The organism is Pelagibacterium limicola (assembly GCF_015694405.1).
Taxonomy (GTDB): domain Bacteria; phylum Pseudomonadota; class Alphaproteobacteria; order Rhizobiales; family Devosiaceae; genus Pelagibacterium; species Pelagibacterium limicola.
This window is the reverse complement of sequence record NZ_JADQDB010000006.1, coordinates 176,026-189,276: the sequence shown is the minus strand read 5'-3', so window position 1 is coordinate 189,276 and position 13,251 is coordinate 176,026. Positions and strand designations below refer to the sequence as shown.

The window sequence follows — 13,251 nt, the reverse complement described above, 5'->3', positions numbered from 1 at the left end:
GGCTGAAAAGGAGGGAGGAGCGGTTCGAGGTCAGTTTGGGGAGCGGATCAGAGCTTGTTCACCGGCACCTTGAGGAACGTCCCGCCGCCTTCGTCCTTGGGGGGAAGCTGGCCGGCACGCATATTGACCTGTAGCGAAGGGATGATGAGTTTCGGCATGGCGAGGGTCGCATCGCGCTCTTCACGCATCCTCACGAACGTATCCTCGTCGGTATCCCTGCCCACATGGATATTGTGGTCGATTTCGTCGCCAACGGTGGTTTCCCAGAGAATGTCGCGCCCGTTCGGTCCGTAGTCATGGCACATGAAGAGCCGGGTTTCGCGTGGCAGGGCGAGCACGCGCTTTATCGAACGGTAGAGTGTACGGGCGTCCCCTCCGGGGAAGTCGGCGCGGGCCGAACCGCCGTCGGGCATGAACAAGGTGTCTCCGACAAAGGCGGCGTCGCCCACGACATGGGTCATGCAGGCAGGTGTGTGACCGGGGGTGTGCATGGCATAGGCCGTCATCATGCCGATGCGATAGCTGTCGCCGTCCTTGAACAACCGGTCGAACTGGGAGCCGTCGCGCTGGAATTCGGTGCCTTCGTTGAAGATCTTGCCAAACGTGTTCTGGACGATGGTGATGTTTTCGCCGATCCCGATCCTGCCGCCGAGCTTGGACTGGATATAGGGCGCGGCCGAAAGATGGTCGGCGTGGACGTGGGTCTCGATCAGCCATTCGAGCGTCCACCCCTTTTCCTCGATATGGGCGATGATACGATCGGCGCCGTCATAGGTGATGCGGCCGGCCGCGTAATCGATGTCCATCACCGAATCGATCACCGCGCAGGCGTTCGAGGCCGGGTCCCGCACGATATAGGAGATCGTGTTGGTCGGTTCGTCGAAAAAGGCGACCACTTCGGGCATGACCGAGAGATTGGGCGTGAAGGGAAGGGGAACGGGCATTGCGGGGGTTCCTTTATTTTATGCGGAGCGGGCGGCAAGCGAAGCGGCGCGGGTGTGGCGGATGAACCGGGCCAAGGCAATGCCGCCGATCATCGATCCGGTGAAAATCACGGCGTCGGCTTCTAAAAGCCCGAGCGCTGGAATGGCTCCACCAGGGCAGAAGCCGGTAATGCCCCATCCGATACCGAAAACCGCGGCACCGCCGACAAGCGGGATATCGATCCGGCGCCCCGAGGGCAGATGGAAAACCTTGTCAAAGACCGGCGCGGGGCGTTTGAGCACGGTGCGATAGCCGATGGCAGTCACAGCGAGTGCGGCAGCCATGACCAGCGCGAGCGAAGCATCCCAGGTTCCGGCAAAGTCAAAGAAGTTGAGCACTTTGGTAGGGTTGGACATCCCAGAAAGCACGATGCCAGTGCCAAAGATCATGCCTGTCGCAAGGGCGGGGATAAGGCGGATCATCCTAGAACCCTCCCAGCACGTGGCGGATCAGATAGACCGTGGCCGCCGTCGAAGTCATGAAGACGAAGGTGGCAACGATCGAGCGCGGGGAAAGCCGTGCGATGCCGCAGACCCCATGCCCGGACGTGCAGCCGGACCCATAGTAGACACCAGCGCCCACGATCAGGCCGCCAAGGACAAGCCAGAGTGCCGGAACCTCGCTTTGAAAGGCGACCATGTCGCCCGCCACGGCGCCGAGCAGGACGGGCGCGAAGACGGCGCCACCAATAAAAGCGGCGCGCCAGCCCCAATCGCCGGAGAACGGAGGGACGAGGCCTGACAGGATGCCGGTCATTCCGGCAATCCGGCCATGAAAGGCCATGAGAAGGACGGCGGAAACGCCGATCAGGGCGCCGCCGAGCAGCGCCGGGACCGGAGTAAATTCAGTCATTGGTTGCGTACCTTGATGGTCGAAAGTCGTAAGGGAAGATAAAGAGGGCAGAACCGGATCAGGGCCGTCAGGATGAGAATCGCGCCGAGGATCGCTGCTCCCCATTGCAGGGCCGGGTTGTCAAAAACCGGCAGGCGGGAGAAAAAAGCAGCGGCTATAAGCGCAATACCCGTAATGGCGCGGATAAGGCGATCGTATGGGCCGATATTAGCGGTCAAGTGTATCTCCTTTTGTTCGGAGCCGCGGGGCTGGTCAAATCCCGTGCTGTGCCGTATATTCATATATTAGAAGATTCTAAGATGATCAATATGGAAATTGAAAAGCTCGCAGAAAAGGCCGAAGAGGCGACGCGCCTTCTCGATGCCATGAGCAATCCCAAACGGCTGATGATCCTGTGCAACCTGCTCAAGGGCGAGTGTACGGTGAGCGCATTGAGCGCTCGGGTCGACCTGGGGCAATCGCCACTTTCCCAGCACCTTGCCAAGCTGCGCTCGCTGGGGTTTGTCAAAACGCGCCGCGCGGGACAGCAGATATATTATTCTCTGGCCTCGGACGCGGTGGAAACAGTGCTGACGGCACTCTATGGCATCTACTGTACGCCGAGCGACACTTGAAAGCGGCCCTCGGGACCGGTCTGCCCGATGACAATTGTGTGCCTTTGCCGTATGGGCTAACCAGATTTCCCGCCTCATCTTTCCGGAAGCGCACGTCATGGACTTTCCAACCCTCGCCATCATTTTCGCGGCTGTCGGTGCGGGCGCGCTGGTCAAGGGGGCGACGGGAATGGGGATGCCGTTGATCGCCGTGCCGTTCATTGCTTCGGTGATGGGTCTTCAGCACGCCGTCGTCGTGCTGGTCATTCCGATTCTTTTTTCCAATGCCTGGCAGGTGGTAAAGTTCGGCGCGGCGCGGCACGATCCGGGGATGAAATTCCTTGTCCCCATGCTTGTTGCCTGCGTGGTCGGAATTGCGGGCGGCGTGTGGTTTTTGACGACCGCGCCCGAGCGTGGACTTTCGATCGCGCTGGGCGCGTTGCTTCTTGCCTATTTTGTCTTCCGCATCGCGCGCCCGAGCTTTGTCGTCGGCTCTGATGCTGCCATGCGCTGGGCGATTCCGGCCGGGCTTGGGGCCGGGATCCTGCAGGGGGCGACGGGGATTTCGGCGCCGATCGGGGTCACCTTCATTCACGCGCAGAAGTTCCTGCGCGATGCACATGTCTTTGCCGTATCGGCAATGTTTCTGGCGCTCGGCGCCGCGCATCTCCCAAGCCTCTGGATCGCGGGGCTCTTGAAGCCCGAATGGGTGCTTCAGGGATTTCTGGCGCTGATCCCGATCATGATCTTCATGCCGGTTGGCCAGTGGCTTTCTTCAAAACTTTCGCAGGCCGCGTTCGACAAGATGATCCTCGCTTTTTTGGGGATCATAGGGCTCAAGCTGGTGCTGGGCATCTGAGGACAACAAAAAAGGCGGCCCGCAGGCCGCCTTTTGAAATCCGGATTTGCAGCGGTTTATGCCGCAACGAGGTTCCTGAGCACATAGTGCAGGATGCCACCGTGGCGATAGTATTCGAGTTCGTCCAGCGTATCGATGCGTAGCAGCACCGGCACGATTTCCTTTTTGCCGTCGCCATAGGTGATGTCGAGTTCGAGTGTCTGGCGCGGCTCGATCGAGGCGAGGCCGCGGATCGAGACGGTCTCGTCGCCCGTGATCCCCAGGCTCTGCCAGCTCGCGCCATCCTTGAAAACCAGCGGCAATACGCCCATGCCGACAAGGTTGGAGCGGTGGATGCGCTCAAAGCTCTGGGCGATAACGGCGCGCACGCCCAGAAGCGTCGTACCCTTGGCCGCCCAGTCGCGGGACGAGCCGGTGCCGTATTCCTTGCCCGCGAAAATGACGAGCGGAGTGCCCTTGGCCTTATATTCCATCGCCGCGTCATAGATCGGCACGATTTCGCCGGAAGGCGATTTGGTGAAGCCGCCCTCGACGCCGTCGAGCATCTGGTTCTTGATGCGGATGTTGGCGAAGGTGCCGCGCATCATCACTTCATGGTTCCCGCGGCGTGCGCCGTAGGAGTTGAAGTCGATGGGCGAGACCTGCCGCTCGACCAGATATTTGCCGGCCGGGGTACCTGCCTTGAACGAACCGGCCGGGGAGATGTGGTCGGTTGTGATCGAATCGAGGAAGATTGAGAGCACGCGCGCGTTCTCGATATCGGTGATCGGCTTGGGCGTGAGGCTCATATCCTCGAAGTATGGCGGGTTCTGCACATAGGTCGAGGAGGAGTTCCACTTGTAGGTTTCGCCGCCGTCGACCTTGATCTCCTGCCAGCGCTTGTCGCCCTTGAACACGTCGCCATAGCGGCGCTTGAACATGTCGACCGAAATGGCCGAGCGCAGGACTTCGGCAACCTCGGCCGAGGACGGCCAGATGTCTTTCAGATAGACGGGGTTGCCGTTGCTATCGGTGCCGAGCGGGTCGGTGGTGATGTTCCTCGTCATCGTGCCGAGCAGCGAATAGGCGACGACGAGCGGTGGTGAGGCGAGATAGTTGGCCCGCACGTCAGGGTTGACGCGCCCCTCGAAATTGCGGTTGCCCGAGAGCACCGAGACGGCAACGAGGTCGTTGTCGTTGATGCATTTGGAGATGTTCTCATCGAGCGGGCCGGAATTGCCAATACAGGTCGTGCAGCCATAGCCGACGGTATTGAAGCCGAGCGCGTCGAGATCCTCCTGGAGTCCGGACTTGGTAAGATATTCGGTGACGACCTGGCTGCCCGGGGCGAGCGAGGTCTTGACCCAGGGCTTGGGGCTAAGTCCCAGCGCGCGGGCCTTGCGGGCGACGAGTCCGGCCGCGATCAGCACCGAGGGGTTGGAGGTGTTGGTGCATGAGGTGATCGCGGCGATCACCACGTCGCCATCGTCGATGCAATAGTCGGCGCCTGCGACGGGATAGCCCTTGTTGATCGCATCGTTGTCCTCGGGCGTATCGTGGACGCCGGTGGCGCCTTCATCCACAAAGCGCGATTCCTGCTTGTCGGCGGGCGGTTTGGTGGGCTCGCGGCGGCCGCCGGTGATGTCTTCGAGAGCCTTGACGAAGGCAGTCGAGGCTTCGGAGAGCGCCACGCGATCCTGCGGGCGCTTGGGGCCGGCGAGCGAAGGCACCACGGTCGAAAGGTCGAGCTCGAGCGTATCGGTGAAGACCGGATCCGCGTCGGTATCGGTACGGAACATGCCCTGCGCCTTGGCATAGGCTTCGACCAGAGCGACACGGTCGGGCTCGCGGCCCGAATCGTTGAGATATTTGATGGTTTCGGCGTCGATTGGGAAAAAGCCGCAGGTCGCGCCATATTCGGGTGCCATGTTGGCGATGGTCGCCTTGTCCTCGAGCGAGAGGTTCGAGAGCCCTGCGCCGTAGAACTCGACGAACTTGCCGACGACGCCCTTCTTGCGCAGCATTTCGGTGACGTGCAGCACGAGGTCGGTGGCGGTGATGCCTTCGGGTAGCTTGCCGGTGAACTTGAAACCGATGACTTCGGGGATGAGCATCGAAATGGGCTGGCCGAGCATGGCAGCTTCCGCTTCGATGCCGCCGACGCCCCAGCCGAGCACGGCCATGCCGTTGACCATGGTGGTGTGGCTGTCGGTGCCCACGAGCGTATCGGGATAGGCGGTAACCTCGCCGTTCTCCTCGCGGGTCCAGACGGTCTGGGCGAGATATTCGAGGTTCACCTGATGGCAGATGCCCGTTCCCGGGGGGACGACGCGGAAATTCTCGAACGCCGACTGGCCCCAGCGCAGGAACTCATAACGCTCGCCATTGCGCTCATATTCGCGGGCAACGTTCTGCTCGAAGGCGCCGGGCGTGCCGAAATAGTCGACCATCACCGAGTGGTCGATGACAAGGTCAACGGGGACCAATGGGTTGATCTTCTGGGGATCGGCGCCGAGCTTTGCGGTGGCGTCGCGCATGGCGGCGAGGTCAACGACGGCGGGAACGCCGGTAAAATCCTGCATCAGGACGCGCGCCGGGCGATAGGAAATTTCATGGCCGGCCTTGCCCTTGTCCGCGAGCCAGGCCTTGACGGCCTTGATGTCGTCGGCCTTGACGGTGCGGTCGTCCTCAAAGCGCAGGAGGTTTTCAAGGACCACCTTCAGCGAATGCGGAAGACGCGAAATGCCGTCGAGTCCGTTCTTTTCCGCCTCGGCAAGCGAAAAGATCGTATAGGCCTTGTTTCCAACGGTGAGGGACTTTTTTGCGTTAAAGCTATTGGATTTATCGGTCACGCGATCCGCCTTGTCTTGCTCGGTTCCGGGGCACCCCCGAATGAAACCGGGCCAAACGGCCAATCGCGGCAGGCTCACCCCACGAGCCATGAAACGATGCTGGCCACCGGCACAAGCGGAGGCTTATGGCGCAGCCGGGCTCCAAACGTGCCCGATCCGCCAAAGTGTCCCCTCTATAATGAATCCGATTTGCACTTGCCAGTCCGGACTTTCGTTCAATAGAGCTAAATACCCTGATCGAGGGTTATTTTTCGTATGCCGGAAACCGGTCTCAAGGTTGAAGATCTCGTGCTGGTGCGCGGCGGCCAGCCGATTCTGGCCGGGGTGGGCTTTGAACTTCCGCCTGGGGAGGCACTCGAGGTGCGCGGTCCGAACGGGTCGGGCAAGTCCTCGCTGCTCCTTGCTCTTGCTGGACTCATCGGGCTCCAATCGGGCCGGATTGACTGGACGGGGGGTGGGGAGGAGACCGAGAACCGTACGCTTTTGCATTATCTGGGGCACAAGCCAGCGGTGCGGGCGGGCCTCACAGTTGCGGAAAATCTCTCCTTTTGGGCCGATGTGCTGGGCGCCACGCGCGAGAACGTTGCAGAGGGGCTTGCTGCTGCGGGGCTGGCGGCAATCGGTGGACTCGATGCGGGCATTCTGTCCGCGGGGCAGACGCGGCGGCTGGCGCTGGCCCGACTCGTGGCCGTGCCGCGCCCGGTGTGGTTGCTCGACGAGCCTACGAGCGCGCTCGATATCGAGGGCGCACGCTGGGTGGGCAGGTTGATAGCGAAACACCTATCGGCGGGCGGAATAGCGGTGGTCGCGACCCATCTCGATATCGATTATGGGGATGGATGTGGCGCCAGGCGCCTTGTTCTGGATCGCCGCGCATGAGGGCGTTCTTGGCAATTGTGGGCCGGGACCTCAGGCTCGGTCTGCGCCAGGGCGGCGATATGCTGACGCTGGTGCTTTTTTTCGTGATCGTGGCAACCGTGCTGCCGTTCGCCATCGGGCCCGACCGATCGCTCCTGGCCCGGCTGGCACCGGCCATCGTGTGGGTGGCGGCGCTTCTGGCCCAGCTTCTGTCCAATGAGCGGCTGTTTAAAAGCGATTTTGCCGACGGAACGCTCGATGTCCTGCGCCACGGGGCCTTGCCGCTCGAGGCTGTCGTGGCCGCGAAAATGCTGGGTCACTGGATTTTGACCGGCCTGCCGATCATCGCTGCAACGCCGATCCTTGCGCTGATGCTGGGCATGGACGGAACGGCCCTGGGGCTGGCGGCTTTTTCGCTCCTGCTCGGTACGCCCGCGCTTGTCGCGTTCGGCGCAGTGGGGGCGGCTGTGACAGTTGGCCTCAAGCGCGGCGGGCTCGTCGCGCCGGTTCTTGTCTTGCCGCTGAGCCTGCCTGTGCTTATTTTCGGCACCGGCGCGATGGCTCCCATGGTTCCGGGAGCGTCGGGGCAGGCGTTTCTTTTGTTGGCGGCGCTGGCGCTTGCCGCCGTGGCGCTGATCCCGTTCGCCGCCGCCGCCGCCTTGCGCATTGCCGGGGAATGAAGAGATTGGCATCGGTCGATACACAAGCACCCAAGCCGGGGTTCTGGACCCGGATCGCCCATCCCGGGCTTTTCCTGGGCTGGTCGGGCCATCTCGTCATCCCGCTGATCCTTCTCACGGCCGGTTTGATGGCGTGGGGGCTCTATCTCGCCTTTCTCGCCTCGCCCCCCGACTACCAGATGGGCGATACAGTGCGGATCATGTATGTGCATGTGCCCACTGCCTGGCTGAGCCAGTTCTGCTATGCGGTGATGTTCGTCTCGGCCATCGGCACGCTCGTCTGGCGCCATCCGATGGCCGATGTGAGCCAGAAGGCCGCCGCCCCGCTCGGAGCGGTGTTCACGGCCATCGCGCTTTATACGGGCGCACTCTGGGGGCGGCCCACCTGGGGCACCTTTTGGGAATGGGACGGGCGCATGACCTCGACGCTGGTTCTCTTGTTCATCTATCTGGGAATCATCGCGCTCTGGCGCGCCTTTGACGACCAGTTGAAGGCCGCACGTTTCGTTTCGGTCGTGACGCTGGTCGGGGCGATCAACATTCCGATCATCAAATTTTCGGTCGACTGGTGGCAGACCCTGCATCAGCCAGCCTCGGTCTTCCGGCTCGACGGGCCCACAATCGCCCCGGAAATCCTTTTGCCCCTCCTCGTGATGTCGGGGGCATTCTCCGTGCTCTTTTTGACGCTCCATCTCGTGCGGATGCGTACCGAGATCGTCAAGCGACGGATCAGGACACTCGAGCTTGCGGCAGCGCGCGCTGCGGGAGGGGCCCAATGATCGCGCTCGGCCAGCACTGGGAATTCATCATGGCAGCCTATCTTGGGTGCTTTGCGGTGGTCGGCGCGCTCATCGGCTGGACGGTCCTGGACGGATGGCGGGCGCGGGCGCGGGCCGCAACGCTCGAAGCCCAGCGCGAGCAGCAACGCGCGGCGAGAAGCTGATGGCTTCAAACCGCCTGCGGATTTTCCTCGCCGTTATGCCACTGGTTGCACTGGTTGCGCTGGTGGTTGTTTTCGCCGCCCAGATGGGGCGGGACACCAATTTCGTGCCCTCGGCGTTGATCGACAAGCCAGTGCCGGAATTCTCGCTTCCCCCCGTGGAGGGGCACGACCAACCCGGACTGTCGACGGCCGACCTTGCCGGGCAGGGGGTCAGCGTCGTCAACGTCTTTGCCAGCTGGTGCGTGCCGTGCCGCGACGAGCACCCCTATCTCATGGATCTGGCGACGCGCGACGGGGTGAGCATTTACGGGATCAATTACGACGACCCGGGGCCCAATGCACGGGCGTTCCTCATCGAGTTGGGCAATCCGTATGATGCGATCGGTGCGGACCGCGACCGGCGGGTGGGGATCGAATGGGGCGTTTACGGCGTGCCGGAGACCTTCGTTGTCAATAACGAAGGGATCATCACTTTCAAGCATGTCGGGCCCTTGAGCGCGGAAAGCTATGAAACCCGCCTGCTGCCGGCGATTGCCGCGGCTGCCCAGACCTAGGTCTCGGCTTCCGCACCTGTCGCGGCGGCCTTGACCGGGTCGCCGGCCCCTTTGGCGTCGGGCGCGAATTTCGTCAGCAGCGGCACCTGGCTCATGGCAAAGATCATGGTCAGCGGCATGATGCCCCAGACCTTGAAGGCCACCCAGAAATCGTCGGAAAAATTGCGCCAGACGATCTCGTTGAGGACCGCGAGAACGAAAAAGAACAGCCCCCAGCGCAGGGTCAGCAGATACCAGCCGCGATCCTTGAGCCGATAGACCTCGCCAAAGACGTAGCGCAGCAAGGACTGACCGAAAACGAGCCCACCCAGAAGCGTTGTCCCGAAGAGCACATTGGTGATGGTGGGCTTTAATTTGATGAAGAGCGAATCCTGAAAGTAAAGCGTCATGCCGCCAAAGACGAGGACGACAACGCCCGTCACCAGCGGCATCACGGGGATGCGCTTCATGATCAGCTTCGAGAGAACCAGCGAGATGACCATCGCCACCATGAAAACGGCGGTCGCAAAGATGATCGGCTGGCTGAACCAGTTCTGGAGCGCTGGGAAGGCTGAAAGAATGCGTTCGCCTTGCGCATTGACGATGAAAAAGACGACGAGCGGCCCGAGCTCGAGGGCCAGCTTTATCAATTGGGGCCTGAGCTCATCCCAATTGACTTCGTCTTTCTGCGGTTGCGCCTGGGTCATCGTCTAGTCCCTGTCTCTGCCGGCTATCGCCTGCGCGAAATCGTTCGGGTCGAACGCTTCAAGATCGCTGATCGCCTCGCCCACGCCGATAAAATGAATGGGCAGCCGGAATTTTCTTGCGATGGCCACGAGGATGCCTCCGCGGGCCGTACCATCGAGCTTTGTCATCACCAGACCGGTGACGCCGGCCTTCTGGCCGAAGATTTCAACCTGATTAAGGGCATTCTGCCCGGTTGTCGCGTCGAGCGTCAAAAGCGTGGCGTGGGGAGCGCTCGCGTCGCGCTTCTTGATCACCCGGATGATCTTTTCCAATTCGTCCATCAATTCGGTACGGTTCTGAAGCCGCCCTGCCGTATCGATAATGACGATGTCGGTGCCCAGTTCCTGCGCTTTTGCGACGGCATCGAAGGCAAGCCCCGACGCATCGGCGCCTGTGGGGCGGGTCAGGACCTCGACCGCGTTGCGCTGGCCCCAGACCTGCAATTGCTCGACCGCGGCGGCGCGAAAGGTATCACCGGCGGCAAGAAGCACGGACTTTCCGGCCGCCTTGAACTTGGCGGTCAACTTGCCGATGGTCGTCGTCTTGCCCGAGCCGTTGACCCCGACCATGAGGATGACAAAAGGCTTTTTGCCCGGATCGACGGTGAGGGGGATCGCGACGGGGGTAAGGACCGAAGCCACCTCATCGGCGAGCGCAGCGCGTACCTCTTCGGGCGCGATATCCTTGTCGAACTTTTCGGCCCTGAGCTTTTCTGTGATCGCAATAGCGGTCTCGATGCCCAGATCGGCGGCGATCAGGATATCCTCGAGATCGGAAAGCGTTGCTTCGTCGAGCTTTTTCTTTGTAAAGATCGCGCCGATCGAGGCGGTGAGGTTGTCCGAGGAGCGCTTGAGGCCCGCGCCCAGGCGCTCGAACCAACCTTGCCGCCTTTCTTCTCCGGCCTCGGCTTGCGCGACTTCGTCGGAAGCGAGCTTTTTTTCCAGCGCGTCGGGTTTTTCGAGAGGATTTTGCACGTCCTCGGGGACGGGCGGTTCGTGTTCGGGCGGATTCGGGTGGCCGGCGCGCACCCATTCGGCCTGCATTTCGGGCGGTGCGGCATCGGGAGCAACATTGTGCGCCTCGGCCTCGGCGTCCTTCAGTTCCTCGGAAGGTTGCGGCTTGGCCTCGCCGACGAACAGGCGCTCCCAGAAGCTCGGTTTTTTTGTCTTGTCCTCGCTCATGCCGCGCACCTGTGCGGATGGGCGGCAAGTCCGTCGCGGGTCGCAGCGGCAATCTCGACGGCCACGATCTCGCCGGGGCTTCCGGCATCGAGCGCCACGGGAACGAACTGCTCTGTTCGGCCCAGCCCTTCGCGCTCGATGAGCACATTTTCGGTCATCCCCACCCGGCTTTCGCACAGTTCCCGATAGCGGGCCTCGCCGGCTGCGCGCAGGAGAGCGGCGCGATCCCGGGCGATGCGTCTGGCAACCTGTGGCATCCGGGCCGCGGGCGTCCCCTCGCGGGGCGAGAAGGGAAAAACGTGCAGGTATGTCAGGCGGGCCTCAGTAACGAAATCGAGAGTGTTCTGGAACATGGCATCGGTTTCGGTCGGAAAACCGGCGATGATGTCGGCCCCGAAAACCATCTCGGGCCGCAGGCCGCGCAGTTTTTCGGTGATCCCGAGCGCCTCGTCCCGCGAATGGCGGCGCTTCATGCGCTTTAAGATCATGTCGTCGCCCGACTGAAGCGAAAGGTGGAGGTGAGGCATCAGGCGGAGGTCGGTCACCGCGTCGTAAAGTGCCGGATCGGCCTCTACGGAATCGATCGAGGAAATCCGCAAGCGCGGAAGGTCCGGGACATGCTTGAGGATGGACAGGACCAGTCTGCCAAGCGTGGGGGTGCCCGGCAGATCACCGCCATAGGAGGTGATATCGACCCCGGTCAGGACGATTTCTCTGTAACCGTTATCGACCAGTCGTCTGATCTGGTCGACCACCACTCCCATCGGGACCGAGCGCGAGGGACCGCGGCCAAAGGGGATGATGCAGAAGGTGCAGCGATGATCGCATCCGTTCTGCACCTGGACGAAGGCGCGGGCACGGCCGTCGAGTCCGTCGATCAGGTGCCCGGCGGTCTCGGTCACGCTCATGATGTCGTTGACCTGCACCTTGTCGTTGAGCTTTTCGCCGAAGACGAGCGGGGTATAGCTTTGTGCCTTGAGCTTGTCGTCATTGCCAAGAACCAGATCGACTTCGGGCATGTCGCCGAAATCACGTCCTTGCGTCTGTGCGGCGCAGCCGGTGACGATGATTTTCGTGTCCGGGTTTTCGCGCCGTGCCTTGCGGATGGCCTGCTTGGCCTGTCGCACGGCTTCGGCGGTCACTGCGCAGGTGTTGACGATGATGGCGTCCGAAAGCCCGGATTTTGCCGCCTCGGTCTTGACGACTTCGGATTCATAAGCGTTTAGGCGGCACCCGAAGGTGATCGTTTCTATGCTCACGCGGCATCACCTGCGCGCATTTCAGGCGGGATCACGCCCTCACCGTCGCGAGACCACGCGCCGGTCATCAGGATGCGATCATCGCTTTCGCGCCATTCGATCATAAGAGGGCCGCCGGGAAGTTCTATCGTCACCTTGCGGTCGGTCAGGCCCTTGCGGGCGGCAGCGACACCTGTTGCGCAGGCGGCGGTGCCGCAGGCGAGGGTTAGGCCTGCGCCGCGCTCCCAGACCCTCACCCTTATGCGGTCGGGCGAAAGTACTTGCGCGATGGTGATGTTGGCGCGCTCGGGAAAGATCGGGTGATTTTCGAGCAGCGGGCCGAAGCGCCCGAGATCGTGGGCGTCGACGTCCTCGACCCAGAAGATGGCGTGCGGGTTGCCGACATTGACGACCGAGGGCGTATGCAGCACGGGCGCGTCGATCGGGCCGATCTGCAGTTCGATCCCCGTGGTGTCCGCGAAGGGCTCGGCAAGGGGGATCTGGTCCCACGCAAAGCGCGGCGTGCCCATGTCGACAGTCACCACTTCGCCGGAGACCGTCCCATTAAGAATACCGGCATTGGTGCGGATGGTGGCACTGTCGGAACCCTTTTCGGCGGCAATCGTGGCGATAACGCACCGGGTTGCGTTGCCGCAGGCATCGACCTCGCCGCCCCCGGCATTATAGATCCGCATGAAGACATCGACACCCGCGATGGTATCGGGTTCGATGATAATCAACTGGTCGCAGCCGATGCCGGTCCGGCGGTCGGCAATGGCGCGCACCTCGCTGGCCGAGAGCGCAATCGGGCCTTGCCGCGCGTCGAGCACGACAAAGTCGTTCCCCAGTCCATTCATCTTGACGAAAGGCAGCGCTGTTGCAGCCATGATCAGTGTTCGCTTCAATTGCCGGGTGTCCGGCCTTCACACCGGTTCAGGGTCTATATGGAGGA

16 protein-coding genes are annotated in these 13,251 nt (G+C 62.0%); 7 read left to right on the top strand and 9 right to left on the bottom strand.

Annotated elements, in window-relative coordinates:
* Positions 1-47 precede the first annotated feature (47 nt).
* From I2G20_RS13715 to I2G20_RS13700, 4 genes are read right to left on the bottom strand one after another with little or no spacing between them, the layout of a single operon-like run.
* Positions 48-944 carry an MBL fold metallo-hydrolase gene (locus I2G20_RS13715; RefSeq protein ID WP_196260293.1) on the bottom strand — a complete coding sequence of 299 codons (897 nt, stop codon included), beginning with the start codon at positions 942-944 and terminating at the stop codon, positions 48-50.
* Between the two features lie 18 nt (positions 945-962).
* Positions 963-1,406 carry a DUF6691 family protein gene (locus tag I2G20_RS13710; RefSeq protein ID WP_196260292.1) on the bottom strand — a complete coding sequence of 148 codons (444 nt, stop codon included), beginning with the start codon at positions 1,404-1,406 and terminating at the stop codon, positions 963-965.
* Between the two features lies 1 nt (position 1,407).
* Positions 1,408-1,836 (bottom strand): YeeE/YedE family protein, encoded by a 429-nt coding sequence (locus tag I2G20_RS13705; protein ID WP_196260291.1) that lies wholly within the window; start codon positions 1,834-1,836, stop codon positions 1,408-1,410.
* Entirely contained in the window at positions 1,833-2,054 is a 222-nt protein-coding gene (locus tag I2G20_RS13700) for a YgaP family membrane protein (RefSeq protein ID WP_196260290.1), read from the bottom strand. Before I2G20_RS13700 ends, I2G20_RS13705 begins: the two co-directional genes overlap by 4 nt.
* 81 nt (positions 2,055-2,135) lie before the next feature.
* Here I2G20_RS13700 and I2G20_RS13695 point away from each other — a divergent pair, with 81 nt between their 5' ends.
* Positions 2,136-2,450, top strand: a complete 315-nt coding sequence (locus I2G20_RS13695; protein ID WP_196260289.1) for an ArsR/SmtB family transcription factor — start codon at positions 2,136-2,138, stop codon at positions 2,448-2,450.
* 97 nt (positions 2,451-2,547) lie between these two features.
* Positions 2,548-3,288, top strand: a complete 741-nt coding sequence (locus I2G20_RS13690; RefSeq protein ID WP_196260288.1) for a sulfite exporter TauE/SafE family protein — start codon at positions 2,548-2,550, stop codon at positions 3,286-3,288.
* Between the two features lie 56 nt (positions 3,289-3,344).
* Here the strand turns inward: I2G20_RS13690 and acnA are convergent, their stop codons facing one another.
* The gene (acnA, locus tag I2G20_RS13685) at positions 3,345-6,119 is read right to left on the bottom strand and encodes an aconitate hydratase AcnA (RefSeq protein WP_196260287.1); all 2,775 of its coding nucleotides are present in this window, start codon (positions 6,117-6,119) and stop codon (positions 3,345-3,347) included.
* A 255-nt stretch (positions 6,120-6,374) separates the two neighbouring features.
* Between acnA and ccmA the strand changes: the two genes are divergently transcribed.
* From ccmA to I2G20_RS13660, 5 genes are read left to right on the top strand one after another with little or no spacing between them, the layout of a single operon-like run.
* The gene (ccmA, locus tag I2G20_RS13680) at positions 6,375-6,998 is read left to right on the top strand and encodes a heme ABC exporter ATP-binding protein CcmA (protein WP_196260286.1); all 624 of its coding nucleotides are present in this window, start codon (positions 6,375-6,377) and stop codon (positions 6,996-6,998) included.
* Positions 6,995-7,657, top strand: a complete 663-nt coding sequence (gene ccmB, locus I2G20_RS13675; protein WP_196260285.1) for a heme exporter protein CcmB — start codon at positions 6,995-6,997, stop codon at positions 7,655-7,657. The genes ccmA and ccmB overlap by 4 nt, the downstream gene beginning before the upstream one ends.
* Positions 7,654-8,436, top strand: a complete 783-nt coding sequence (locus I2G20_RS13670; RefSeq protein ID WP_196260284.1) for a heme ABC transporter permease — start codon at positions 7,654-7,656, stop codon at positions 8,434-8,436. The genes ccmB and I2G20_RS13670 overlap by 4 nt, the downstream gene beginning before the upstream one ends.
* Positions 8,433-8,600, top strand: a complete 168-nt coding sequence (locus I2G20_RS13665) for a heme exporter protein CcmD (RefSeq protein WP_196260283.1) — start codon at positions 8,433-8,435, stop codon at positions 8,598-8,600. Before I2G20_RS13670 ends, I2G20_RS13665 begins: the two co-directional genes overlap by 4 nt.
* A complete protein-coding gene (locus I2G20_RS13660) occupies positions 8,600-9,154 on the top strand; it encodes a DsbE family thiol:disulfide interchange protein (protein ID WP_196260282.1) in 555 nt (184 codons plus the stop codon). The genes I2G20_RS13665 and I2G20_RS13660 overlap by 1 nt, the downstream gene beginning before the upstream one ends.
* Here I2G20_RS13660 and I2G20_RS13655 read toward each other — a convergent pair.
* From I2G20_RS13655 to dapF, 4 genes are read right to left on the bottom strand one after another with little or no spacing between them, the layout of a single operon-like run.
* On the bottom strand, positions 9,151-9,840 hold the full coding sequence (locus I2G20_RS13655; RefSeq protein ID WP_196260281.1) for a septation protein A: 690 nt from the start codon (positions 9,838-9,840) through the stop codon (positions 9,151-9,153). The two genes, I2G20_RS13660 and I2G20_RS13655, sit on opposite strands and share 4 nt — an antisense overlap.
* Before the next feature lie 3 nt (positions 9,841-9,843).
* Positions 9,844-11,061 carry a signal recognition particle-docking protein FtsY gene (gene ftsY, locus I2G20_RS13650; protein ID WP_196260280.1) on the bottom strand — a complete coding sequence of 406 codons (1,218 nt, stop codon included), beginning with the start codon at positions 11,059-11,061 and terminating at the stop codon, positions 9,844-9,846.
* Positions 11,058-12,320: a tRNA (N(6)-L-threonylcarbamoyladenosine(37)-C(2))-methylthiotransferase MtaB gene (gene mtaB / locus I2G20_RS13645; RefSeq protein WP_196260279.1), complete on the bottom strand. Its 1,263-nt coding sequence runs from the start codon at positions 12,318-12,320 to the stop codon at positions 11,058-11,060. Before mtaB ends, ftsY begins: the two co-directional genes overlap by 4 nt.
* Positions 12,317-13,186, bottom strand: coding sequence for a diaminopimelate epimerase (dapF, locus tag I2G20_RS13640; protein WP_196260278.1), 870 nt, complete (start codon positions 13,184-13,186; stop codon positions 12,317-12,319). Before dapF ends, mtaB begins: the two co-directional genes overlap by 4 nt.
* Between the last annotated feature and the right edge of the window lie 65 nt (positions 13,187-13,251).

Bases quoted from the DNA above. Each gene is read 5' to 3' on its own strand.
- I2G20_RS13665 (WP_196260283.1), top strand. From the start codon at position 8,433: ATGATCGCGCTCGGCCAGCACTGGGAATTCATCATGGCAGCCTATCTT.
- I2G20_RS13710 (WP_196260292.1), bottom strand. From the start codon at position 1,406: ATGATCCGCCTTATCCCCGCCCTTGCGACAGGCATGATCTTTGGCACT.
- I2G20_RS13715 (WP_196260293.1), bottom strand. From the start codon at position 944: ATGCCCGTTCCCCTTCCCTTCACGCCCAATCTCTCGGTCATGCCCGAA.
- I2G20_RS13655 (WP_196260281.1), bottom strand. From the start codon at position 9,840: ATGACCCAGGCGCAACCGCAGAAAGACGAAGTCAATTGGGATGAGCTC.
- ftsY (WP_196260280.1), bottom strand. From the start codon at position 11,061: ATGAGCGAGGACAAGACAAAAAAACCGAGCTTCTGGGAGCGCCTGTTC.
- dapF (WP_196260278.1), bottom strand. From the start codon at position 13,186: ATGGCTGCAACAGCGCTGCCTTTCGTCAAGATGAATGGACTGGGGAAC.
- I2G20_RS13705 (WP_196260291.1), bottom strand. From the start codon at position 1,836: ATGACTGAATTTACTCCGGTCCCGGCGCTGCTCGGCGGCGCCCTGATC.
- I2G20_RS13690 (WP_196260288.1), top strand. From the start codon at position 2,548: ATGGACTTTCCAACCCTCGCCATCATTTTCGCGGCTGTCGGTGCGGGC.
- ccmA (WP_196260286.1), top strand. From the start codon at position 6,375: ATGCCGGAAACCGGTCTCAAGGTTGAAGATCTCGTGCTGGTGCGCGGC.
- I2G20_RS13670 (WP_196260284.1), top strand. From the start codon at position 7,654: ATGAAGAGATTGGCATCGGTCGATACACAAGCACCCAAGCCGGGGTTC.
- ccmB (WP_196260285.1), top strand. From the start codon at position 6,995: ATGAGGGCGTTCTTGGCAATTGTGGGCCGGGACCTCAGGCTCGGTCTG.
- I2G20_RS13660 (WP_196260282.1), top strand. From the start codon at position 8,600: ATGGCTTCAAACCGCCTGCGGATTTTCCTCGCCGTTATGCCACTGGTT.
- I2G20_RS13695 (WP_196260289.1), top strand. From the start codon at position 2,136: ATGATCAATATGGAAATTGAAAAGCTCGCAGAAAAGGCCGAAGAGGCG.